Source organism: Klebsiella sp. YJ, from assembly GCF_002108615.1.
GTDB classification, from domain to species: Bacteria; Pseudomonadota; Gammaproteobacteria; order Enterobacterales; family Enterobacteriaceae; genus Klebsiella; species Klebsiella planticola.
Window position 1 is genome coordinate 93461 of sequence record NZ_MTEG01000009.1, and the last position, 22786, is coordinate 116246.

A 22786-nucleotide genomic window follows, 5' to 3' on the forward strand; every position below is an offset into this window, starting at 1 on the left:
TTTTTTGCCTTAAGTCATTCCACAACAGAATAGATATTGCTCCCTTCCCCGCGTATTTCCTGCTTAGTCTGTTTTCAGCAATCGTTATTTATTCTTTTTGATTAGCCATATTTTTCCCCTGTGTATAGTGGATTTTACTTTTGATCCCCCCCTTTTATGTGCAAGGAGCATATATGCATCTGGCCCGTTTTCCCCGTGTGTCACTTGGTCATTTTCCGACCCCGCTTGAGCCGCTGGATAATTTGTCGAAATTATTAGGCGGGCCAAAAATATGGATAAAACGCGATGATGCGACCGGCCTGGCGAGCGGGGGGAATAAAACCCGCAAGCTGGAGTTTTTACTGGCGGATGCGCTGGCGAAAAACGCGGACGTGGTGATTACCCAGGGGGCCACGCAGTCTAACCATGTTCGTCAGACCATTGCCGGCGCCGCACGTCTTGGCCTGCAGGCCAAAGCGCTGCTGGAGCAGCGGGTGACGGATTTTGGCGAGGATTATCAACGCTCCGGCAATGTGCTGCTGGATGAACTGCTGGGCGGGGAGATCGTGGCCCATCTGCCGGGCGGCACGGATATGCAGCAGGCGATGGAGGAGTATGCCGCCACGCTGCGTGAACAAGGACACAATCCGTACATCATTCCCGGCGGCGGCTCTAACCCCATCGGCGCGCTGGGCTACGTCGCCTGCGCCGAAGAGCTGTTGTATCAGTCATCTCAGCTACGTCTGCGCATCGACCATGTGGTTCACGCCACGGGCAGCACCGGTACTCAGGCGGGGCTGGTGGCGGGCTTTACGGCGACCAACAGCCACGTTCCGGTGCTGGGCATCAGCGTGCGCGCGCCGAAGGCGAAGCAGGAAGAGAACGTCAGGAACCTGGCGTCGAGAACCCTCAATCTGCTGGGCGTGGCGGGCGAGCTGCCGCGCAGCGCCGTGGTGGCCAATAGCGATTACGTCGGCGAGGGCTACGGTCTGCCCACCGCGGGAACGCTGGAAGCGCTGACGCTGCTGGCGCGCCACGAGGGTATTCTGCTGGATCCGGTCTACTCCGCGAAAGGAATGGCCGGGCTTATCGATCTGATTCGTCAGGGCCACTTCCGTCAGGATGAGAACGTGGTCTTTATCCATACCGGCGGCTCTGCCGGACTGTTCGGCTACCGCCAGCTGCTGGAGGCGCAGACCCGCCATGACTAAGCCGTTTCTGCTCGGCGTGCTGGGAGGGATGGGGCCACTCGCCACGCTGGATTTTCAGCGGCGCCTGCTTGATGCCACGCCGGCGCAGAACGATCAGCAGCAGATCCCTTCGGTGGTGTGGAACGTCCCGCAGATCGCGGACCGACAAAAGGCGCTGGCGGGAAGCGGGCCGTCGCCGCTGCCGCAGCTTATCCACGGTATTGAACAGCTCAATCAGGCGGGGGCCAGCCATATCGCCATCCCCTGTAATACGGCGCATCACTGGTATGACGCCCTCAGTCAGGTGAGCGAAGCCCCGATTCTGCACATCGTTGACGCGACGCTGGCCGCGCTGGCGCAGCAGGCGGAACAACCTCAGCGGGTAGGGATTATCGCCACACAAGGCACGCTGGAGGCGGGCTGGTATCAGCACAAGCTGGCGGCGCAGGGGATGGCGGTTATTGAGCCGACGGCGGAGGAGCTGGCCAGGTGGTTTGTCCCCGGCTGTTACGCGGTCAAACGCGGCGCGCTGGAAGAAGGGGGCGAGCTGCTGGTGCGCCAGGCCAACGCGCTGTTTGCACGCGGCGCGCAAAAGCTGATTCTGGCCTGCACCGAGGTTCCCGTGGCGCTGGCGGCGGTGAAGGCGCCGTTTGCTGATCTGACGTTCGACCCGGCCCAGGCGCTGGCCGAGCGATGTTCGCAATTATGGCAGGCCCGTTAAGAGATCACTGAATACGATTGCGTCCGGTTATTGGTCCGGCGTGAAATTTCCGAATTTTCGAAGGGTAAATATAATGAAAAAGATTCTCTGCTTATTCCTTGCAGCGGGTAGTTTATGGGCCAACGCCAGCTTTGCGGAGACGCCGGCCGAAGTTCGGGTGGCTTATAGCGGCGGCTCCCAGGTATTAATGCTGGCGAAGGCCGACGGCTCTCTGGATAAAGCGTTAAACAGTAAAGTGAAGTGGGTGCAGTTTGCCTCCGGCGCCGACGCGTTAAATTATTTCGCCAGCAATGCGATTGATATTGCTAACTTCGGATCCAGCCCGGCGGCGGCAGGGATCGTCAGAAAACTGCCGGTAGAGATTATTGGCGTCTCCGGCGTTATTGCCAGCTATGAACGACTGATTGGCAAAGAGGGCATCAGCAGCATTAAAGATATCGAAGGCAAGCGCGTGGCCTATCCGCCCAATTCGACGGCGCAATACGCCCTTGAAGCCGCCATCGACGTCAACAAACTGGACCGCAGCAAGATCACCCTCCTGCCGCTGCGCCCGGCAGATATGGTCGCCGCCTGGAAGCGCGGTGATATCGATGCCGGCTACGTCTGGGCGCCGTTTGCCCAGGAGCTGGAGTCCTCCGGCGGACATCAGGTCTTCGCCACCAAAGATCTGCAAAAAGATGGCTACCTGATTTACAACAACTACGTGGTGCGTAAAGCCTTTGCCGAGCAATATCCGCAGGTGGTGACCGCTTTCCTGCGCGTTCACCAGCAAAAGGTTGACGAATTTAAGCAAGACCCGGAGCGCGCGGCGGCTATCGTGGCGAAAGAAGTCGGCGCCCCGGTGACCACCGCGGCGAATACGCTTGGCGGCCTGGAATACCCCACGCTGAGCCAGCAGGGGACGGCGGCATGGCTGGGTAACGGGACGCAAACCTCCGACAGCGGTATCGGCAAAGCGCTGAGCAAAACCTCCGGCTTCCTCGCGGGGATTGGCGAAATCCGCAAACGCGACATTCCGGCTAACTGGGATGCGGCGATTGATTCACGCTATATCCGCGATGCGGCGGTAGCCGCGCAATGAGATTGAGCCAGCATATTGCCATCAGCATCGTCTCGGTGGCGGTTTTCTTTATCGTCTGGCAGGTGGCGGCGACGCGGCAGTGGGTCGACCCGCTGCTGCTGCCTTCGCTAACGGATATCGGCCTCACCACCGAAGAGCTGCTGGCGGATGGCTATCGCCAGGTGCCGCTGTGGGAACATATCGCGGTGAGCCTCGCGCGCGCCCTCAGCGCCTTTGCGGTCGCGATTATCATCGGCATTCCGCTGGGGCTGCTGATGGGGCTGTCGGATGGCCTCGCCGCCGTGTTAAACCCGTTCGTGCAGTTCCTGCGCCCACTGCCCAAAATCGCCCTGATCCCGCTGGCCGTGGTCTGGCTGGGGATCGGCGAAGCGTCCAAATTCTTCCTGATCTTTATCGCCACCTTTTTAAGCGTGGTGGTCGGGGCTTCTGCCGCCGTCGAGCGGATTGGCCGATCGCGCATTCGCGTAGCGCAAACCCTCGGCGCCTCGCGTCAGCAGATCTTCCTGCGGGTGGTGTTGCCGGATGCGCTACCCGATCTCTTCACCACCGTCAGGCTGTCGATCGGTATCGGCTGGACTTCGCTGATTGCGGCGGAGATGGTGGCGGCCAGCTCGGGTCTGGGCTGGATGGTGATTAACGCCAGCTCCTATCTGCGTACTGATATCGTCATGCTCGGCATTCTGCTGCTGGGCGGGATTGGCTATCTGCTGGATTTATTGCTGCTGGGGCTGCAACGGCTGTTTGTGCCCTGGGCGGGGAAAGAATAATGAGTGCTATCACGCTGGAAAACGTCTCGCTCTCCTTTGCGGCTAAGCCGCAGCCGTTCACGGTGCTCGAGGATATCAGCCTGTCGCTGAATAAAGGGGAATTTGTCGTCCTGTTAGGCCCTTCGGGCTGCGGGAAATCCACCATTCTCAACCTGGTGGCCGGGTTTACCCAACCGGACCGGGGACGCGTGGCGGCGGGCGGTAAACCGGTACGCGCGCCGGGGCCGGATCGCGGCATGATTTTCCAGCAGCCGAATCTGTTCCCGTGGCTGTCGGTGCTGGAGAACGTCACCTTTGGCCCGCGGCTGGGCAAATACCGCAAACAAGAGACCAACGCGCGGGCGCTGGACTGGCTGGGGCGCGTGGGCCTGAAAGGGTTTGAGCATCACGCTCCCTGGCAGCTCTCCGGCGGCATGAAACAGCGGGTGGCGCTGGCGCGCGCCTGGCTGCCCGGCCCGGAGGTGCTGCTGCTGGATGAGCCGTTCGGCGCGCTGGATGCGCAAACCCGGCTGATGATGCAAGAGCTGCTGCGCGAGGCCTGGCTTTCGACCGGTACCACGCTGCTGTTCGTGACGCACGATGTCGAAGAAGCGCTGTTCCTCGCCGACCGTATTCTGATTATGTCAGCGAAGCCGGGGAAGATCGTCGAAGAGATTGTCCTGCCCTTCGGCCGTGAACGAGATATCGAAACCCTGGCGGAACACCCGCGCTACAGCGAGATTAAGCATCACGTTTTGCACCGCGTGCGCCAGGAGGCAAAACGGCATTTAGGTTAAACGCGATTCCCGGCGGCGGGAATGGATCAACTGTGATGACTGAGGTGGAAGCAATGAGCACAAGCGAATTACGAGACCGTCTGGCAACAAGTATTCACCAGCACAGGGATGAGTATGTGGCGATAGCCAAAGATATTCACGCTCATCCTGAAACCGGCAATAACGAGTATTACGCCAGCGGTCTGCTGACGCAGCTGCTGGAAAAACACGGTTTTATCGTTACCACTAACGTCGCCGGGCACGAAACGGCGTTTTTCGCGGTTAAAGAGAGTGGTAAACCGGGCCCGACTATTGCCTATCTGGCGGAATACGATGCGCTGATCGATATCGGTCACGCCTGCGGACACAATATTATCGGCGTTACCAGCGTGGCCGCGGCCGTGGCGCTCGGCGAAACGCTGGAGCGTACCGGCGGCAAGGTGGTGGTGCTGGGCACCCCGGCGGAAGAGGGCGGGCTACGCGGTAAAGGCGGGCCGAACGGCAACGTGAAAGCCCGCTTTGTGGAGCACGGTTTCCTCGAGGATGTGGATGTCGCGCTGATGGTTCATCCGGCGGGTAAAACCCGGCTCTCCGGCCCATCGCTGGCCAATAACCACCTCTACTTTCACTTCTACGGCAAGCCGTCCCATGCGGGCAGCTCGCCGCATAAGGGGGTGAATGCCCTTGATGCGCTGGTGCTGTTGTACAACGGTATCAGCGTACTGCGTCAGCAGCTGCCGGACGGCATCCGCGTGCACGGTATTATCACCAACGGCGGGCAGGCGCCGAACGTCATTCCGGAGTACGCCTCCGCCCACTACTACATCCGCGCCCACACGCGTGAAGAGGTGGTCGCGCTGGAGCCGCGTATACGGGCAATTGCCGAAGGCGTTGCGCTGGCGACGGGCACCACGGTGAAAATTGAACATCAGGTGGGACCGCGCGATTTCAATATCAATCACACCCTCAACGGCGTGCTGCTGGAAGAGTTCACCGTCGCGGGCGAAAGCGTCGAGCTGAAAGAGAAAGAGGGGTTGGGTTCCACCGACGCCGGCGATATCAGCCACGCCGTCCCCACCGCGCATCCGTATATCAAGATCGGCCCGGACGATCTGAACGGTCATACCGTGGCCTTTCGCGAAGCCGCTAACTCGTCTCAGGGATACGATGCCCTGGTCACCGGGGCGCTGGTGCTGGCGCGGACCGGACTGCGTTTACTGACGGACGCCGCGCTGCTGGCGGATACCAAAAATGAGTTTGCCGGGCGCACAGCCGCCACGCGGGCCGCCTGATCTCATCGGAGTACTATCATAATGAAAATGCTGTTTTCTGCCGCCGCGCTGATGCTGGCGGCGGTTTTACCCCTGGGAAGCGCGCAGGCGGCAAGCGTCGATCGCAATGCCACCCTGAATATCGCCTATGGCAATCGTCCGGGAACGCTGGATCCCTACCTGACGACCAATAACGCCACGTCGGATGTCGACCGCCATATCTTCGAAACGCTGTTCACGATTAACGCAAAGTTCGAGCCGGTGCCCGAGCTGGTGCAGAGCTACACCCTCAGCGACGACCGTAAAACCTACACGCTTGTGCTGCGTGAGGGGATTCATTTCCATGACGGGCAGCTGCTGACGGCGGACGACGTGGTGGCCTCCATGAACCGCTGGCTGGCGGTATCCACCCAGGGCAAAGCCAATCTGCCCGGCGTTCAGTTCACCAGGGTTGATGATAAAATCGTGCGGTTCACGCTACCCGCCCCATCGCTGATTACCCTCAATGTGCTGGCGGATGTGAAAAATATCGCCGCGATCATGCCCGCGCGCATTATCAATGAAGCGAACGGCAGCAAGAAGCCGGTGACTGAACTGATCGGCACCGGCCCCTACAAGCTGGCGGAGTTTAAGCCTGGCGACTATCTGCATTTAACGCGCTATGACCAGTATCAGTCGCGGTCAGAACCAGCAAGCGGGTTGTCCGGGCAGAAAAAGGCCGACGTGAAGGATATCTGGTTCCGCTATATTACCGATGAATCTACCCGTCTGGCGGGGGCGATGACCGGAGAATACGACCTTGTCTTCCAGCTGCCGAAAGACAATATCGAAACCCTGAGCCGCGCGCCGGATCTGTCGCTGTTCCAGCCGCAAAGCGGCGGATCGCTGATCACCTATCTGTTTAATAAACATCAAGGGCCGTTTGCCAACCTGAAGTTGCGTCAGGCCTTCAACCTTGTGCTCGACGTACATCAAACGCTGCTGGCGGGCTACAGCGACCCGCGTTTCTTTAAAGAGGATCCTTCTCTGGGCTTTCCGGAACAGGTGGACTGGTACAGCGAGGCCGGAAAACCTTACTGGAATCAGCGCAAACTGGATGAGGCGCGCGAGCTGGTGAAAGCTTCCGGCTATAAGGGCGAGGAGGTGGTGATTATCGCCACCAAAGAGTATGCCGAGCTGTATAACCTGGCGATTGTCGCCCAGCAGGTTCTTAAGCAGATTGGCGTGAAGTCCCGCTTGGATGTATACGACTGGCCAACGGTGCTTCAGCGTCGTCAGGATCCGAAAAACTTCGATCTCTGTGCGCTGGAGTTCTCCATGCGTCAGGTGCTGCACCAGTATCCGTTCCTCGATTCCCGTGCGAAGTTCCCGGGGTTGAGCAACAGCCCGGAGATTGACGCCGTTCTCGATGAGATCAAACAGGCCGCGTCATTGCAGGCGGCGAAACCGCTGGTGGATAAACTCAACGAGCTGAGCTGGCAATATCTGCCGGTGATTGTGCTGGGACGCACCACGCCGGATGCCGTGGCAATCAAAAACAATGTTAAAGGCTACCAGGATTTGATTGGACCGATCCTGTGGAACGTTAGCGTCACCGCACCCTGACGGGAGAGGGCGATGAAAAGATACCTGTTTCACCGTCTGCTGGCGCTCCTGCCGGTACTGGCGGTGGTGGCGGTGGTGGTGTTTTGTCTTATTCACCTGGCGCCGGGCGATCCGGCGCTGGTTATTCTGGGAAATGATGCCAGTCCGCAGGATATTGCCGCGCTGCGCCAGCAGATGGGGCTGGACAGGCCACTGCTGGTCCAGTTCGCCAGCTGGGCTGGTGAGGTGCTTACCGGCGATTTGGGGCAGTCGCTGTTTTTAAATACCAGCGTGATGAGCCTGTTTTTACAGCACCTGACGCCAACGCTGGCGCTGGCACTGTATGCCCAGGCGCTGGCGCTGGCACTGGGGCTGGCGGGCGGCGTCATCAGCGCCTGGCAGCACGGAAGCGCGACGGACCGCGTTATTCGTATGCTGGCGACCTTTGGCATGTCGGTACCGGGTTTTTTGCTTGGCCTGTTTCTGATTTTCTTTTTCGCCGTGCAGCTGCGCTGGTTCCCGGTGGTGGGCTATCGCTCCACCAATACATCCTTCTGGTTAAACATCTGGTATCTGACGTTGCCCGCTGTGGCGCTTGGCCTGCGCATTGCGGCGCTGATCGCGCGGATGACCCGTGCGGTCATGCTGGATGTAATGCAGGAGGCATTTATCAGCACCGCACGGGCGAAGGGGGTGCCGGAGCGACTGGTACTGCTGCGCCACACGCTGAAAAATAGCCTGATCCCGATCCTGACGATTTGCGGCGAATCGTTCGCCTCGTTGGTCACCGGTACGATTGTGATTGAAAGCGTATTTGGCATTCCCGGCGTGGGCTCGCTGATCGTGGATTCCATCGAACGCCGGGACGTGACGGTGATCCAGGGCGTCGTGCTGCTGATCACCGTCTGCTATGTGCTGATCAATCTGGCGGTGGATCTGTTGAGCTATCTGGCCGATCCGCGTCTTTCCGTCGACGAAGGGGAAAAATGATGGTGATAAAGCATCCCGCGCGGCTAATCTGGCCCGGCCTGCTGCTGGCTATCGTGCTGCTCTCCTTTTTCTCCAGCGTCCTCAGCCCCTGGGATCCCTACAGCATCGATCCGCTAAGCCGCCTGAAACCCCCTTCCGCCACCCACTGGTTCGGTACCGATAACTTCGGCCGGGATCTGTTCGTCCGGGTGGCGCTGGCGGTTCAGGTATCACTTTCGGTGGGGGCCGCCGTGGCGGCTATTGCCGGGGTGACGGGGATGATCATCGGGCTGCTGTGCGCCTGGTATCGCCCGCTGGACCGGGTGTTGATGCGCGTTTGCGACGGCCTGTTCGCCTTTCCTTCTCTGCTGCTGGCGATTGCGATCGTCGGCGTACTGGGACCTAATATTGCCAACGTCGTGCTGGCGCTTTCGCTGGTGTATGTCCCGTCGATTGCCCGTGTGATTCGCGGAGCGGCGATGGTGATTAAAGAGAAAAATTTTATCGAAGCGCTGCGGGCGCAGGGAGCCACCTCGTCGCGCATTATCTGGCTGCACCTGCTGCCCAACGTTATTTCACCGTTTATCGTTCAGGTCAGTTGGGTGTTTTCGGTCGCCATCCTCACCGAGGCGGCGCTGAGCTTTCTCGGCTCCGGCGTACCAGCACCGATGCCCAGTCTCGGCAACCTGCTGTTGGAGGGAAAGACGGTGATTTTTAGCGCCTGGTGGATGACCTTTTTCCCTGGGTTAGCCATCGTACTGCTGATTCTGGGGCTGAATATCATTGGCGACGATCTGCGTGACAGCGCCGATCCGGGGCTTAAGCCCTTGCCGAGTCGGGTACTGCGGTTGTTGAAACAAGGGAGGCGTTATGGCTGAGACTTTGCTGCGTGTTAACAGGCTGGACGTCAGCTTCGCGACCCATCAGGGGGTGGTTTCCCCCGTGCGGGAGGTGTCGTTTCAGGTCAATGCTCATGAAACGCTCGGTATTATTGGCGAATCCGGCTGTGGCAAAAGCGTCACCGTCCAGGCGTTGATGGGGCTGTTATCCCCCCGTACCAGCCGCGTCGAGGGTGAGGTTGTGCTGGCGGGTAAAGCGCTGCATTCGCTCCCGGCAAAGGCTCGTCGACAGATAAGCGGTCGGGAGATGGCGATGATCTTTCAGGACCCGCTGGCCAGCCTGAACCCGGTGATGACCATTGGGCTGCAGATTGATGAAAGCCTGCGGCTGCATACGCCGCTTTCTCGTGCGCAGCGGTGGGAGAAAATCCTCAGTCTGCTGGCGCAGGTCGGCATATCAGAGCCGGTGCGCTGTGCCAGCGCCTGGCCGCATGAGCTTTCCGGCGGGATGCGGCAGCGCGTGATGATCGCGATGGCGATCGCCACTTCTCCCTCGCTGCTGATTGCCGATGAACCGACCACGGCGCTGGACGCCACGATTCAGGCGCAGATTCTCGATCTGCTCGATGAGATAAAACAGCAGACCGGGATGGGCATCATCTTTATCACCCACGATCTCAGCGTGGTGGCGCGACTGTGCCAGCGCGTGGTGGTGCTCTATGCCGGGCAGGTGGTGGAAGAAGCGGATGTGTACACGCTCTTCGAGCGACCGCGCCATCCGTATACCCGCGCGCTGCTGGCGGCGCGGCCTTCGGCAAATCATCCGCCGAAAACGCCGCTGGCGGAAATTAGCGGGCAGGTGCCTTCTCTGCACGCGTTGCCCGCCGGGTGCGCCTATGCCGATCGCTGTCCGCTGGCGCAGCCCCGATGCCGGATGCAGGCGGAAGCCCTGCGCCCCGTTGGCCGAGAGGGACATAAGGTTCGCTGCTGGCGAGCGGAAGAAGGAGGTATTTGGCGATGACGACACCGTTGCTGACAGTCAACCAGCTATCAAAGACGTTCCTGCGCCGCGGGGAGGCGGTGCGCGCGGTAGATAATGTAAGCTTCAATCTCCACGCGGGCGAGACTTGGGCGCTGGTGGGGGAATCCGGCAGCGGTAAAAGCACCACCGGGCGGCTGGTTCTGGGGTTAACGCCGGCGACCGCCGGCGACGTGGTGTTTGAGGGGCGCTCGCTGATGGGGCTCAATGCCGCAGGCTGGCGCAGCGTGCGCCGGGATATGCAGATGATTTTCCAGGATCCGCTCTCATCGCTCGATCCCCGGCGTCGTATTGGCTACAGCCTGGAAGAGCCGCTCATTATTCACGGCATCGACAAGCGTAAAATACGGGTCGCCGAAATGCTGGAGCAGGTTGGCCTACGCCCGCAGGATGCCGCCCGCTACCCGCACGAGTTTTCCGGCGGCCAGCGCCAGCGTATCGGCATTGCCAGAGCGTTGATCCTCAAACCGAAACTGATCGTCTGTGATGAACCGGTCTCGGCCTTAGATGTGTCGATCCAGTCGCAGATACTCAATTTACTGATGGCGCTGCAGCGCGAATATGGGTTGGCATACCTGTTTATCTCTCATGACTTAAACGTGGTCAGACACATTGCCGATCGCGTGGGGGTGATGTACCGGGGTAAGATCGTCGAGCAGGGTGAGACGGAGCGTATTTTCACCCATGCCGGGCATGACTATACGCGCTATTTACTTAACGCCATTTTACCTGCCTATCCGGCGGCAGCGGGCGGGAGACGAGCGTTGGCCAACGGTTAACGCGGACAAGAGTCGATTTGAACGCTATGTCGGTTATAATAGGCGCAAGTGAAGTGGTTCACGGCCCAATTAACCCGGCGCATACCGCCCCAGATGAGTACCTTTAATGAGTGAAATGATTTACGGCATCCACGCGGTGCAGGCCCTGCTCGAGCGCGCTCCAGAGCGTTTTCAGGAAGTTTATATTCTGAAAGGCCGCGAGGATAAACGCCTGCTGCCGCTGATCCATGCGCTGGAAGCGCAGGGCGTGGTGATTCAGGTGGCTAACCGTCAGTTTCTTGACGAGAAAAGCGAAGGTGCCGTGCATCAGGGGATTATTGCCCGGGTGAAGCCGGGACGTCAGTATCAGGAGAACGATCTCCCGGACCTGCTGGCCTCGCTTGAGCAGCCGTTCCTGCTGATCCTCGATGGCGTCACCGATCCGCACAACCTCGGCGCCTGCCTGCGTAGCGCCGACGCGGCCGGAGTACACGCGGTGATTGTACCGCGCGACCGTTCCGCTCAGTTGAACGCGACGGCGAAAAAAGTGGCCTGCGGCGCGGCGGAAAATGTTCCGCTGATCCGCGTCACCAACCTCGCGCGCACCATGCGCCTGCTGCAGGAAGAGAATGTCTGGATCGTCGGTACCGCGGGTGAAGCGGACCACACCCTGTTCCAGAGCAAAATGACCGGCCCGATGGCGCTGGTCATGGGGGCGGAAGGTGAAGGGATGCGTCGTCTGACCCGTGAACACTGCGATGAGTTAATCAGTATCCCGATGGCTGGCAGCGTCTCTTCATTGAACGTCTCTGTCGCTACCGGGATTTGCCTGTTTGAAGCGGTGCGCCAGCGTAGCTGATATGTTTGCCGGGTGGCGGCAGCGCCTTACCCGGCCTACCGAACCGTAGGCCCGGCTGTGCTTTTCCCGTTCTACCGAACCGTAGGCCCGGCTGTGCTTTTCCCGGTCTACCGAAGCGTAGGCCCGGCTGCACCTTACCCGTTCTACCGAACCGTAGGCCCGGCTGCGCCTTGCCCGGTCTGTCGAACCGTAGGCCCGTCTGCGCCTTACCCGGCCTACCGAACCGTAGGCCCGTCTGCGCCTTACCCGGCCTACCGAACCGTAGGCCCGGCTGCGCCTTGCCCGGCCTACCGAACCGTAGGCCCGGCTGTGCCTTGCCCGTTCTACCGAAGCGTAGGCCCGGCTGTGTCTTGCCCGTTCTACCGAACCGTAGGCCCGGCAAGCTTGCGCCGCCGGGCAATTTTGTCACTCATCCAGCGACCGCAGATGGTCGTTTTTCTTCAGCGTCATCAGCGCGAAAATACTCACCACCGCCGTTGCCATCACGTAATAAGCCGGAATATCGAGGTTCCCCGTCTGCTTAATCAGACCGGTGATAATCAGCCCTGCACATCCCGAGAAAATCGCGTTCGACAGTGAATACGCCAGCCCAAGCCCGGTATAACGTACTTTGGTCGGGAACATCTCTGACAGCATCGCGGGTCCTGGGCCCGCCAGCATGCCGACTAATCCCCCGGCTACCAACACGACCAGTGCTTTTACCAGCAGCGTGCTGGATTCCGCCTGCAGAATTTTCAGCAGCGGGAGCGCCAGAATGAGCAGCAGCACGGCGGCAATCACCATCACGTTGCGGCGTCCCCATTTATCGCTGAGTATCCCGGCGGGCAGAATGGTGATGGCGAAGCCGATATTGGAGATTACCGCAATCAACAGCGCCTGATTAAACCCGGTATGCAGCGAGGATTGCAGATAGGCGGGCATGATAACCAGGTAGGTATACCCGGCGGCGGACCAGACCATCAGGCGGCCAATGCCGGTCATAATGGCTTTTAGCGTATGGCTGAGGTTTGCGCTGGCCTGCGGTTGTTGCTGCTTCTGCTGGCGCAGGAACCCCGGCGTCTCTTCCATCTTCACCCGTAGCCAGAGCGCCACGCCCCCCATCGGTATGGCGAGGAAGAAGGGGAGGCGCCAGCCCCAGGCGTACAGCTCCTCCGGGCTCAGAACGGCTGAAATCAGAGCCACAATGCCCGCTCCTGCCAGCAGCCCTAATGCCACGGTAAAGGATTGCCAGGCGCCATACAGCCCGCGTTTTCCGCGTGGGGCGAACTCGGTCATCAGCGATACCGCACCGCCATATTCACCGCCGGCAAACAGGCCCTGAAGAATGCGCAGTCCCGTCAGAATCAGCGGCGCGGCAATGCCGATACTGGCATAAACCGGCACCAGACCAATGGCCGTCGTCGCCAGAGTCATCATCACCAGCACGATAATCAGCGTGGGTTTACGGCCAATACGATCGCCGATCCGACCAAAAATAATGGCGCCTAACGGGCGGAAGAAGAAAGCGATAGCGAACGAAGCGTAGGTCAGGATCAGGCCGGTCAGCGGCGCTTCCCCTGCAAGCTGAAAGAAGTTGCGGGCGATAACCGTCGCCAGAAAGCCATATACCGCGAATTCGTACCATTCAATAAAGTTGCCGATAGAGCCGGCGATCAGCGCGCGCTTATGCGCGCCCATTGTCGTTGTTACGGTCTGCATAAATCATCCTGACATGAGCAAAAAAGTCACAATTGAATAAACTATTCCATACATTTTCTATTATGAAATTTAAAATTCCTGTGGCTGTGATGGGCTTCACGAAGGGGCAGATGGTTTATTTGTGACCGGACTCGCGGGCGATGTCCGGCGAGGGTAGCCATACTGAATAATCATGCCAATGACGCAAGGAGACAGTATGGCCTGGCAAACGCATACCGTGTTCAATCAGCCTGCGCCGCTGATGAACAGCAATTTATTTCTGTCGGATAGTGCGCTGCGTGAAGCCGTAACGCGCGAAGGGGCTGGATGGGACAGTGATTTACTGGCCAGTATCGGCCAGCAGCTGGGGGCGGCGGAGTCGCTGGAGCTCGGGAGACTGGCGAACAGTAATCCGCCGGAGCTGCTGCGCTACGATGCGACCGGTACCCGGCTTGATGATGTCCGGTTTCACCCTGCCTGGCACTTGTTGATGCAGGGGCTGTGTGCAAACCGGGTGCATAACCTTGCCTGGCAGGAGGATGCCCGCGCAGGCGCCTTTGTCGCGCGCGCCGCCCGCTTTATGCTGCATGCGCAGGTGGAAGCGGGGACGCTGTGTCCGATAACCATGACTTTTGCGGCTACGCCACTGTTACAGCAGGCGCTACCCAAACCTTTTAGCGACTGGCTGTCCCCTTTACTGAGCGACCGCTACGATCCGCATCTGGCGCCGGGCGCTCAGAAACGTGGTGTCTTAATTGGTATGGGGATGACGGAAAAGCAGGGGGGATCTGATGTGCTGATCAATACCACCCGGGCGGAAAAAACCGCCGAAGGCTTTTATCATCTGGTCGGTCATAAATGGTTTTTCTCGGTTCCGCAAAGCGATGCGCATCTGGTTCTCGCTCAGGCGCCGGAGGGGCTCTCCTGCTTTTTCGTACCCCGTTTGCTTCCCGACGGTCAGCGCAATGCGCTGCATCTGGAGCGGCTGAAAGATAAGCTCGGCAACCGCTCGAATGCCAGCAGCGAAGTCGAGTTCTTTGAAGCCTGCGGCTGGCTGGTGGGCGAAGAGGGCGATGGCGTTCGGCAAATCCTCAAAATGGGCGGGCTCACCCGTTTCGACTGTGCGCTCGGCAGCCACGCATTAATGCGTCGGGCCTATTCGGTGGCGCTCTATCATGCGCTGCAGCGCCAGGCATTCGGTAAGAATCTGGTCGATCAGCCGATGATGCGGCAGGTGCTGGGCCAGATGGCGCTGCGCCTTGAGGGGCAGACCGCCTTTCTATTCCGTCTGGCGCGGGCGTGGGATAGCCGTGATGATGCCAGAGAGGTCCTCTGGGCCCGCTTATTTACGCCGGCGGCGAAGTTTGCGATCTGCAAATCCGGGATCCCATTTGTCGCTGAGGCGATGGAGGTGCTGGGCGGGATTGGCTACTGTGAAGAGAGCGAGCTGCCGCGCCTGTATCGTGAGATGCCGGTCAATAGCATCTGGGAAGGCTCAGGCAATATCATGTGCCTGGACGTGATGCGAGTACTGGGTAAACATCCGGCGGCGCTGGAGCTGCTGGCCGCGGAGTGCGCAGAGGTGAAAGGGCAAAACCGCCATTTCGACCGTACGTGGCGGCAGTTGCAACAGCTGCTACGGCGGCCTGCGGAAGAGCAGGGCAGAGAGATAGCCCGCCGGGTTTATATGCTCGGCGTCGGTGCGCAGATGCTACGCTACGCCTCGCCGCCGCTGGCGGAGGCCTGGTGTCGCATGATGCTCGACACGCGCGGCGGTATGCGGCTGGATGAGCCGACGCTGGAGGATTTACTGCTACGTGCGATGGGGCGTGGACGTCAGGCGCCTCAGGCGTAAAGAATGGCCTGGACTCGCCAGTTATCCGGCTGCTGATCCTCGTACATCTGGACGATGCGATACCACGATGCGCCTTGTTCATCGGCCTTTACGGCGATGGCATGCTCAACGTCCTGCTGGCTACCGGCAATATTATTGACCGAGATCAGGCCAATTTCATTGAGGCCGGTGACGCAGTCCGCGCTGGCGAATTCCGCTGACTGTGCGGAGGTGTTTGCTGTTGCTGTGGTCAGCAGCAGCGCAGGTAGGGTAAAAGATCGTTTCATCGTCAGCTCCATTTCACGTAGTCCCGAGGGCAGTCCGTTGCTAACGTCCTGCCAGGTTGGCTGGCCGAACGTTATTATGCACAGGAAAACGTGAATGGACGCAAAGCAGTGTAAAACTGGCTAAAAGACGGTGTACCGCTATTTACGGTACAGAATCGCTTGCGAATACCACTGGCCGGGAACCATGGTGTCATCAATCATGATGATGACGTAGTAATCCGCTTTAGCCGTTTCTGCTTTCGTTTTCAACGCCGCTTCGACATCCATCGGCGAACCGTACATCAACACGCTCACCGTCCCCATTTTCTGTAGCCCTGTCGTCTGGTTACGGTGAATCTCTTGCGGATGGTCGGTTGCGGGTGGCGGGGCTTCTGGCGTCCCCTGCAGGGCACTACAACCGCTCAGTGCGATAGCCAGAAACCACGGTGTTAACCTGCGCATAACCATATCTCGTTTCCTGATAGTCATAGTGTAGTGGTAGCCTGAATGTCATTTCCGGGGAATGTTCCCGAAGTGTTATCTCTGACGCGATTTTCGAATGAAAATATCGTGAAAGCGTAACCGAGTTCTCAACATTATGAATCATGGCGAACCTGGTTTCTTGCTGAATATATCAGCCCATGACACACCGCGACCTGAGTGAAAGGAGATGGTCAATGATTGCTCTCGAAATACGTCGTCTGGCGGGAGGCGAAGTGCTACATGCCTGCCCGCAATATGCGCTGGATAAGCCGTTGCCCTGTATCATCTTTTATCACGGTTTTACCTCGTCGAAGCTGGTGTACAGCTACTTCGCCGTGGCGCTGGCGGAAGCCGGGTTTCGGGTCATTATGCCCGATGCACCGGAACATGGTGCACGTTACGAGGGCGATGAACGCGGGCGGATGCAGCGCTTCTGGCCGATTTTACTGCAAAATTTTGCCGAATTTCCGGCTTTGCGCGAGGCGGTTATCGGGCAGGGGTGGGTTGAAGGGGAGAGGCTGGCGGTCGCCGGGGCATCGATGGGCGGTATGACGGCATTGGGGATAATGACCCATCATCCGGATATAAAAAGCGTCGCCTGCCTGATGGGCTCCGGTTATTTTACGCAGCTGTCACAGAGTCTGTTTCCTTCGCACGCCGTCAGTGCCGAACAGCTGGCGGAATGGGACGTCTCCCGTCAGCTCGACACCCTGGCTAACCGACCGCTATTGCTCTGGCACGGTGATGAAGACGATGTGGTTCCGCCCGATGGCACGTTCCGGCTTCAGCAGGCGCTGCAGCAAAACAATCTGGACGCTCACCTGACGTGCGTCTGGCAAAAAGGGGTTCGCCACCGGATAACGCCGGAGGCGTTAGCGGCGACGGTGGCGTTCTTCCAGCAGAATCTTTAAGCGCGAGGTTGACGCCGGCCCTAAGGCAGGGGGAGCGCCTCCGCTCGGGAGGCGCAGGGAAACCTGGGATTAGCGATAAATGGCTGCGCTGGCATGAATCACGCCGTTGCTTTCCGGTTCGTGAATCAGGATCGGCTGAAAATATTTTGCGCCTTGCGCATCGCTCAGCTGATTAAGTGCCCGATCGGCCTCTTGCTCAGTCGCCATATTATGGTTGATATAGATAACGCCCAGGCTCTGCACATCGTCCATGTTGCGTGCCTGGCGCCCATCGATCTTGATGGCTGCGAGCGCGTTGGCGCTCAGTAAAAGCGCAGCCATAGCGGCAATGATGATGTATTTCATACTCTACGCTCCTGACGTTCTGTCGACCATGATGGCGTTAAATCCGGGATCCTCCTGGGTTAGCGATAGCTCTGATATAAGTGTAATCTCTGGCTACCGCGGGTATCGCGACCATTTCTGATGTAGTTGTTCAAAAAAGTGTCGCTGGTGCCGTTGATTAATTTTAAATCACTGACTTAGCGCGGCTTAGCGGTTAGTGCGAATTATTTGCGCAATTCGCTTGTCTTCCCAGGGCTGCGAAAGTAGAATGACGCGTCAATTTTTCGGCCGCCCTTTAACACGTTCCTTGCCTCCATGGGCCGCGGCTGACCCAGACAGGAGGCTGAATAATCCGTAAGGAGCAATTCGATGCGTCATTACGAAATCGTTTTTATGGTCCATCCTGACCAGAGCGAACAGGTTCCGGGTATGATCGAACGTTACACTGGTGCAATCACTGCAGCAGAAGGTACGATCCACCGTCTGGAAGACTGGGGCCGCCGTCAGCTGGCTTACCCGATCAACAAACTGCACAAAGCTCACTACGTTCTGCTGAACGTTGAAGCTCCGCAGGAAGCGATCGATGAGCTGGAAACTAACTTCCGCTTCAACGACGCCGTTATCCGCAGCATGGTAATGCGTACTAAGCACGCTGTTACCGAAGCATCTCCGATGGTTAAAGCGAAAGACGAGCGCCGTGAGCGTCGCGAAGATTTCGCAAACGAAACCGCAGATGATTCTGAAGCTGGGGATTCTGAAGAGTAATCCTGATGACCAATCGTCTGGAGTTGTCCGGCATTGTTTGCAGGACGCCACTTCGTAAGGTCAGCCCGTCAGGAATTCCACACTGCCAGTTCGTGCTTGAGCATCGTTCAGTGCAGGAGGAAGCCGGTTTTCACCGGCAGGCATGGTGTCAAATGCCCGTGATTATTAGCGGACACGAGAACCAGGCCATTACTCACAGTATAACGGTCGGTAGCGCAGTGACCGTTCAGGGGTTCATCTCTTGCCACAAGGCAAAGAACGGCCTGAGCAAAATGGTTCTGCATGCCGAGCAGATTGAATTGATAGATTCTGGAGACTAGCCAAATGGCACGTTATTTCCGTCGTCGCAAGTTCTGCCGTTTCACCGCGGAAGGCGTTCAAGAGATCGACTATAAAGATATCGCAACGCTGAAAAACTACATCACCGAAAGCGGTAAGATTGTCCCAAGCCGTATCACCGGTACCCGTGCAAAATATCAGCGTCAGCTGGCTCGCGCTATCAAACGCGCACGCTACCTGTCCCTGCTGCCGTACACTGATCGTCATCAGTAATCGGTCACGGTCCATTAATACGACTTTGAGAGGATAAGGTAATGCAAGTTATTCTGCTTGATAAAGTAGCAAACCTCGGTAGCCTGGGTGATCAGGTTAACGTTAAAGCGGGCTATGCTCGTAACTTCCTGGTACCACAGGGCAAAGCTGTTCCTGCTACCAAGAAAAACGTTGAATTCTTCGAAGCGCGCCGCGCTGAACTGGAAGCCAAACTGGCTGACGTTCTGGCCGCTGCTAACGCACGTGCTGAAGCAATCAACGCACTGGGCACCGTTACCATCGCGTCTAAATCTGGCGACGAAGGTAAACTGTTCGGTTCCATCGGTACCCGCGACATCGCTGACGCTGTAACTGCAGCTGGCGTTGCCGTTGCTAAGAGCGAAGTTCGTCTGCCGAACGGCGTTCTGCGCACCACCGGTGAGCACGAAGTGGACTTCCAGGTTCACAGCGAAGTCTTCGCGAAACTGGTTGTTAACGTTGTAGCTGAGTAATTTTTTACTCAGTTCGCGTCGAGACGCCGGCCTTGTGCCGGCGTTTTGCTTTTCTGCATTCCCCTTCTGTTGTTCTCTTCTGACACAATTGCAATATCAGGCCGTCAATGACCCATCCTTTGATCGGGAGGCGTTGATATGAGCGGACGCGACGCGGTACCAAATGAAGCGGGAAGAAGGAGACGGGAGTGAGAGGGCGCTTTTGCGCAGGCCGGGCATGATACCCGGCATGACCAGTGGATTCCTGGCGGCGATTAGCGCGCGCGAATAAAACTGCCGTTCGCCTGACGGGTGAACAGCACCTGCTGTCCGCCGCCGGTATCAATTGTCAGGCCGGTCACGACGCCATTCGCATTCTGACGAATTTGCACCGTCTGCCCGGTTTGCAGCGAACTGAGCGGTTTGCCCGGACCTTCTACCTGCGCCATCGCATAGACGTCGGTTGGCGGCAGATTATGATCGCGGAACAGCTGGGCCAGGGTTTTACCCGCTTCTATGCGGTAGGTACGCCACTGCTGCTCAATCCCCGGGGCCGACTGCTGCTGTTGCTGCTGCGGCTGAGAGTAGGCCTGGCTCTGTCCCTGATCCACCGGTTCGTCCTGAACCGGCTCCGGCGCCACCGGCGCCATCTGATCGGCGTCATTCACCGTCGGCGTAGTGGTAATCGGCGGCAGCGGCATGGCCTGTTGGGAAGATTGTGGCTGGGACTGCGATTGCAGGTCGATATTGGCTTCGCGGCCACTTTGTACCGGGCTGCTGCTCTCCTCTGACGGGAGCAGTATGCCGATAATCACCAGCAATGCGCCGGCAATGATGCCTCGGCGGTGCATGGGCGGCAGCGGATCCATAATGCGAATATGATCCGGGGCGTGCCAGATCTTCGCCAGGGTAGGTGTGATGTCAAAGCGCCCGGGCATGGCTTTCCTCCTGCTCCGCATATTTTTATCCTGCTCTCCGTAGAGTATAGATGGCTAACTTCCTGATGGCCGAGACAAAGATATGTTTCGTGAGGTTAACCTGATATCTCCTATTGTTTCTGTTTCCCTCAGATTTGTCATCATCTCCGCGACAAAGTTTTACCCATCGGACGATGGCTGATATGCTGCCCACCACTTTACGCTCGTCGTCTTTCGAGTTGCTGATGCGCTGGCTGCGCCTGCCTGCACTGGCCACACTGTGGCCTGTCCTGCCGGTGAATCATCTGCATGCCGCCTTTTTGCTATCTGGAATCCGTCGAGTATGAAATTTTCCCCCCGAAAAATAAGGAAAGAAGATGGCAACCCCGACTTTTGACACTATTGAAGCGCAGGCAAGTTACGGTATCGGCTTGCAGGTTGGACAACAGCTGAGCGAATCCGGCCTGCAGGGGCTGCTGCCTGAAGCACTGGTTGCCGGCATTGCCGATGCGCTGGAAGGCAATCAGCCGCAGGTGCCGGTGGAAGCCGTTCACCGCGCGCTGCGTGAAATCCACGAACGTGCTGACGCGGTACGTCGCGAACGTTTCCAGGAGATGGCGGCCGATGGCCAGAAATACCTGGATGAAAACCGCGAGCGTGAAGGCGTGAACAGCACCGAATCCGGTCTGCAGTTCCGCGTTCTGACCCAGGGTGAAGGCGCGATCCCGGCGCGTACCGACCGCGTCCGCGTGCATTACACCGGTAAACTGATCGACGGTACCGTATTTGACAGCTCCGTGGCTCGCGGTGAACCGGCTGAGTTCCCGGTGACCGGCGTGATCGGCGGCTGGATTGAAGCGCTGACCCTGATGCCGGTGGGTTCCAAATGGGAACTGACTATTCCGCACAACCTGGCCTATGGTGAGCGCGGCGCAGGTGCTTCTATTCCTCCGTTCAGCACCCTGATCTTTGAAGTTGAACTGCTGGATATTATCTAATCAGCAGGTGCTTCCTCTCCCTTCAGGGGGAGGGAGCGACTAAAAATAGCGCAAAATACTTAAGTTAGGAGTTTGCTGGAATTTTATGTTGCGCTCAGCCTTTTTAGGTGTATTTTTGTGAGCTGTTTCGCGCTTCAGGAGTGATATAACACTCACTTTAAACATAAAATTAACATTATATCTAAATCATAGTATTCATCCCTCCGATTCTTACCTAATATCGATAAACCCTTTTTCAGGGTAATGACAAATGACGGGCCATCAGAGCCTGAACAACACAGACAGGTACAACAGGAAGAAAATCACATGGTAGATCAGGTTAAAGTCGCTGCCGAAGAGCAGGCTCCGACTGAACAATCGCTACGGCGAAATCTCACGAATCGACATATTCAGCTTATTGCTATTGGTGGCGCCATCGGGACGGGGCTGTTTATGGGGTCCGGCAAAACCATCAGCCTCGCCGGGCCATCCATTATTTTTGTTTATATGATCATCGGCTTTATGCTGTTTTTCGTGATGCGCGCGATGGGCGAATTACTGCTGTCGAATCTGGAATATAAATCGTTCAGTGATTTTGCCGCCGACCTTCTGGGGCCGTGGGCAGGCTATTTTACCGGCTGGACCTACTGGTTCTGCTGGGTGGTGACCGGGATGGCCGACGTGGTGGCGATTACCGCCTACGCCCAGTTCTGGTTCCCTGGACTTTCCGACTGGGTCGCTTCGCTGGCGGTTATCCTGCTGCTGCTGAGCCTGAACCTTGCCACCGTGAAAATGTTCGGTGAGATGGAGTTCTGGTTCGCGATGATCAAAATCGTCGCCATTGTGGCGCTGATTGTTGTCGGCCTGGTGATGGTGATGATGCATTTCAAATCGCCGACCGGCGTGGAGGCTTCTTTTGCCCATCTGTGGAATGACGGCGGCTGGTTCCCGAAAGGGATCAGCGGATTCTTTGCCGGCTTCCAGATCGCGGTCTTCGCATTCGTCGGTATTGAGCTGGTAGGGACCACTGCGGCAGAAACCAAAGATCCGGAAAAATCCCTGCCGCGCGCGATTAACTCCATCCCGCTGCGTATTATTATGTTCTACGTCTTCGCACTGATCGTGATTATGTCGGTGACGCCGTGGAGCTCCGTGGTGCCGACCAAGAGCCCGTTCGTCGAACTGTTTGTCCTGGTGGGTCTGCCGGCGGCGGCCAGCCTGATTAACTTTGTGGTGCTGACTTCGGCCGCCTCTTCGGCTAACAGCGGTGTGTTCTCAACCAGCCGTATGCTGTTCGGCCTGGCGCAGGATGGTCAGGCGCCGTCGATGTTCGCCAAGCTGTCGAAACGTGCGGTACCGGCGAAAGGGCTGACCTTCTCCTGCATGTGCCTGCTGGGCGGCGTGGTGATGCTGATGGTGAACCCGAGCGTGATTGCCGCCTTCACCATGATTACCACGGTATCTGCGATCCTGTTTATGTTCGTCTGGACCATTATTCTGTGCTCATACCTGGTCTACCGCAAAAAGCGTCCGCATCTGCATGAGCAGTCCAAATATAAGATGCCGCTGGGTAAACTGATGTGCTGGGTCTGTATGGCGTTCTTCGTCTTCGTGCTGGTGCTGTTGACGCTGGAAGCCGATACGCGCGAAGCGCTGATCGTCACCCCGCTGTGGTTCGTTCTGCTGGCGGCGGGTTGGTTCTTCGCCGGTAAGAAACGTCTGGCGAAATAAAAAAATCTTCGGGAGAGATTTTTAACGTTGCTTGCAACGGCCCGAAGGGGGACGGACAGGACGTCCG

25 protein-coding genes are annotated in these 22786 nt (G+C 58.1%); 20 read left to right on the forward strand and 5 right to left on the reverse strand.

Going from position 1 to position 22786, the window contains the following annotated elements; all coding sequences use genetic code 11:
• Positions 1-173 precede the first annotated feature (173 nt).
• From cuyA to rlmB, 12 genes are all read left to right on the forward strand, one after another.
• Positions 174-1190, forward strand: a complete 1017-nt coding sequence (gene cuyA / locus BV390_RS11845; protein WP_085396956.1) for a D-cysteate sulfo-lyase — start codon at positions 174-176, stop codon at positions 1188-1190.
• On the forward strand, positions 1183-1890 hold the full coding sequence (gene cuyB / locus BV390_RS11850) for a cysteate racemase (RefSeq protein WP_047663820.1): 708 nt from the start codon (positions 1183-1185) through the stop codon (positions 1888-1890). Before cuyA ends, cuyB begins: the two co-directional genes overlap by 8 nt.
• A 73-nt stretch (positions 1891-1963) precedes the next feature.
• A complete protein-coding gene (locus tag BV390_RS11855; protein WP_032689826.1) occupies positions 1964-2971 on the forward strand; it encodes a taurine ABC transporter substrate-binding protein in 1008 nt (335 codons plus the stop codon).
• Positions 2968-3738, forward strand: a complete 771-nt coding sequence (locus BV390_RS11860; RefSeq protein ID WP_032689824.1) for an ABC transporter permease — start codon at positions 2968-2970, stop codon at positions 3736-3738. The genes BV390_RS11855 and BV390_RS11860 overlap by 4 nt, the downstream gene beginning before the upstream one ends.
• Complete coding sequence (locus tag BV390_RS11865; protein ID WP_032697153.1) at positions 3738-4514, forward strand: ABC transporter ATP-binding protein; 777 nt, start codon at positions 3738-3740, stop codon at positions 4512-4514. The genes BV390_RS11860 and BV390_RS11865 overlap by 1 nt, the downstream gene beginning before the upstream one ends.
• Positions 4515-4567: 53 nt before the next feature.
• The gene (locus BV390_RS11870; protein ID WP_085396965.1) at positions 4568-5785 is read left to right on the forward strand and encodes a M20 family metallopeptidase; all 1218 of its coding nucleotides are present in this window, start codon (positions 4568-4570) and stop codon (positions 5783-5785) included.
• Between the two features lie 21 nt (positions 5786-5806).
• Positions 5807-7369 carry an ABC transporter substrate-binding protein gene (locus tag BV390_RS11875; RefSeq protein WP_085396957.1) on the forward strand — a complete coding sequence of 521 codons (1563 nt, stop codon included), beginning with the start codon at positions 5807-5809 and terminating at the stop codon, positions 7367-7369.
• A 12-nt stretch (positions 7370-7381) separates the two neighbouring features.
• Positions 7382-8338, forward strand: a complete 957-nt coding sequence (locus BV390_RS11880; RefSeq protein WP_085396958.1) for an ABC transporter permease — start codon at positions 7382-7384, stop codon at positions 8336-8338.
• Positions 8335-9195: an ABC transporter permease gene (locus BV390_RS11885; protein WP_085396959.1), complete on the forward strand. Its 861-nt coding sequence runs from the start codon at positions 8335-8337 to the stop codon at positions 9193-9195. Before BV390_RS11880 ends, BV390_RS11885 begins: the two co-directional genes overlap by 4 nt.
• The gene (locus BV390_RS11890; RefSeq protein WP_085396960.1) at positions 9188-10177 is read left to right on the forward strand and encodes an ABC transporter ATP-binding protein; all 990 of its coding nucleotides are present in this window, start codon (positions 9188-9190) and stop codon (positions 10175-10177) included. Before BV390_RS11885 ends, BV390_RS11890 begins: the two co-directional genes overlap by 8 nt.
• Complete coding sequence (locus BV390_RS11895; protein ID WP_085396961.1) at positions 10174-10974, forward strand: ABC transporter ATP-binding protein; 801 nt, start codon at positions 10174-10176, stop codon at positions 10972-10974. The genes BV390_RS11890 and BV390_RS11895 overlap by 4 nt, the downstream gene beginning before the upstream one ends.
• Positions 10975-11080: 106 nt before the next feature.
• A complete protein-coding gene (rlmB, locus tag BV390_RS11900) occupies positions 11081-11812 on the forward strand; it encodes a 23S rRNA (guanosine(2251)-2'-O)-methyltransferase RlmB (protein ID WP_004857074.1) in 732 nt (243 codons plus the stop codon).
• A gap of 405 nt (positions 11813-12217) precedes the next feature.
• Here rlmB and BV390_RS11905 read toward each other — a convergent pair whose 3' ends face one another.
• On the reverse strand, positions 12218-13510 hold the full coding sequence (locus BV390_RS11905; protein ID WP_032689822.1) for an MFS transporter: 1293 nt from the start codon (positions 13508-13510) through the stop codon (positions 12218-12220).
• Positions 13511-13706: 196 nt separating this feature from the next.
• On the opposite strand from BV390_RS11905, the gene BV390_RS11910 reads away from it, so the two are divergent.
• Complete coding sequence (locus tag BV390_RS11910; protein WP_032689821.1) at positions 13707-15344, forward strand: isovaleryl-CoA dehydrogenase; 1638 nt, start codon at positions 13707-13709, stop codon at positions 15342-15344.
• Here BV390_RS11910 and yjfN read toward each other — a convergent pair.
• On the reverse strand, positions 15335-15610 hold the full coding sequence (gene yjfN, locus BV390_RS11915; RefSeq protein WP_047663823.1) for a DUF1471 family protease activator YjfN: 276 nt from the start codon (positions 15608-15610) through the stop codon (positions 15335-15337). The two genes, BV390_RS11910 and yjfN, sit on opposite strands and share 10 nt — an antisense overlap.
• 138 nt (positions 15611-15748) lie before the next feature.
• Entirely contained in the window at positions 15749-16057 is a 309-nt protein-coding gene (gene bsmA / locus BV390_RS11920) for a biofilm peroxide resistance protein BsmA (protein WP_032689819.1), read from the reverse strand.
• A 209-nt stretch (positions 16058-16266) separates the two neighbouring features.
• On the opposite strand from bsmA, the gene yjfP reads away from it, so the two are divergent.
• The gene (gene yjfP, locus BV390_RS11925) at positions 16267-16983 is read left to right on the forward strand and encodes an esterase (protein ID WP_085396962.1); all 717 of its coding nucleotides are present in this window, start codon (positions 16267-16269) and stop codon (positions 16981-16983) included.
• A 69-nt stretch (positions 16984-17052) separates the two neighbouring features.
• On the opposite strand, the gene BV390_RS11930 is transcribed toward yjfP, so the two are convergent.
• On the reverse strand, positions 17053-17328 hold the full coding sequence (locus BV390_RS11930; RefSeq protein ID WP_004857116.1) for a YdgH/BhsA/McbA family protein: 276 nt from the start codon (positions 17326-17328) through the stop codon (positions 17053-17055).
• Positions 17329-17676: 348 nt separating this feature from the next.
• On the opposite strand from BV390_RS11930, the gene rpsF reads away from it, so the two are divergent.
• From rpsF to rplI, 4 genes are read left to right on the forward strand one after another with little or no spacing between them, the layout of a single operon-like run.
• Positions 17677-18072 (forward strand): 30S ribosomal protein S6, encoded by a 396-nt coding sequence (gene rpsF / locus BV390_RS11935; RefSeq protein WP_004098001.1) that lies wholly within the window; start codon positions 17677-17679, stop codon positions 18070-18072.
• 5 nt (positions 18073-18077) lie between these two features.
• Complete coding sequence (gene priB, locus BV390_RS11940) at positions 18078-18392, forward strand: primosomal replication protein N (RefSeq protein WP_004857121.1); 315 nt, start codon at positions 18078-18080, stop codon at positions 18390-18392.
• A gap of 4 nt (positions 18393-18396) precedes the next feature.
• Complete coding sequence (rpsR, locus tag BV390_RS11945) at positions 18397-18624, forward strand: 30S ribosomal protein S18 (protein ID WP_000135199.1); 228 nt, start codon at positions 18397-18399, stop codon at positions 18622-18624.
• A gap of 41 nt (positions 18625-18665) precedes the next feature.
• The gene (gene rplI, locus BV390_RS11950) at positions 18666-19115 is read left to right on the forward strand and encodes a 50S ribosomal protein L9 (protein WP_004857125.1); all 450 of its coding nucleotides are present in this window, start codon (positions 18666-18668) and stop codon (positions 19113-19115) included.
• Between the two features lie 254 nt (positions 19116-19369).
• On the opposite strand, the gene BV390_RS11955 is transcribed toward rplI, so the two are convergent.
• Complete coding sequence (locus tag BV390_RS11955) at positions 19370-20032, reverse strand: LysM-like peptidoglycan-binding domain-containing protein (RefSeq protein WP_004857130.1); 663 nt, start codon at positions 20030-20032, stop codon at positions 19370-19372.
• A gap of 356 nt (positions 20033-20388) precedes the next feature.
• On the opposite strand from BV390_RS11955, the gene fklB reads away from it, so the two are divergent.
• Together fklB and cycA are read left to right on the forward strand one after the other, a co-directional pair.
• Positions 20389-21009 carry an FKBP-type peptidyl-prolyl cis-trans isomerase gene (gene fklB, locus BV390_RS11965; protein ID WP_015585317.1) on the forward strand — a complete coding sequence of 207 codons (621 nt, stop codon included), beginning with the start codon at positions 20389-20391 and terminating at the stop codon, positions 21007-21009.
• Between the two features lie 306 nt (positions 21010-21315).
• Positions 21316-22719 carry a D-serine/D-alanine/glycine transporter gene (gene cycA, locus BV390_RS11970; protein ID WP_004857136.1) on the forward strand — a complete coding sequence of 468 codons (1404 nt, stop codon included), beginning with the start codon at positions 21316-21318 and terminating at the stop codon, positions 22717-22719.
• Positions 22720-22786 lie beyond the last annotated feature (67 nt).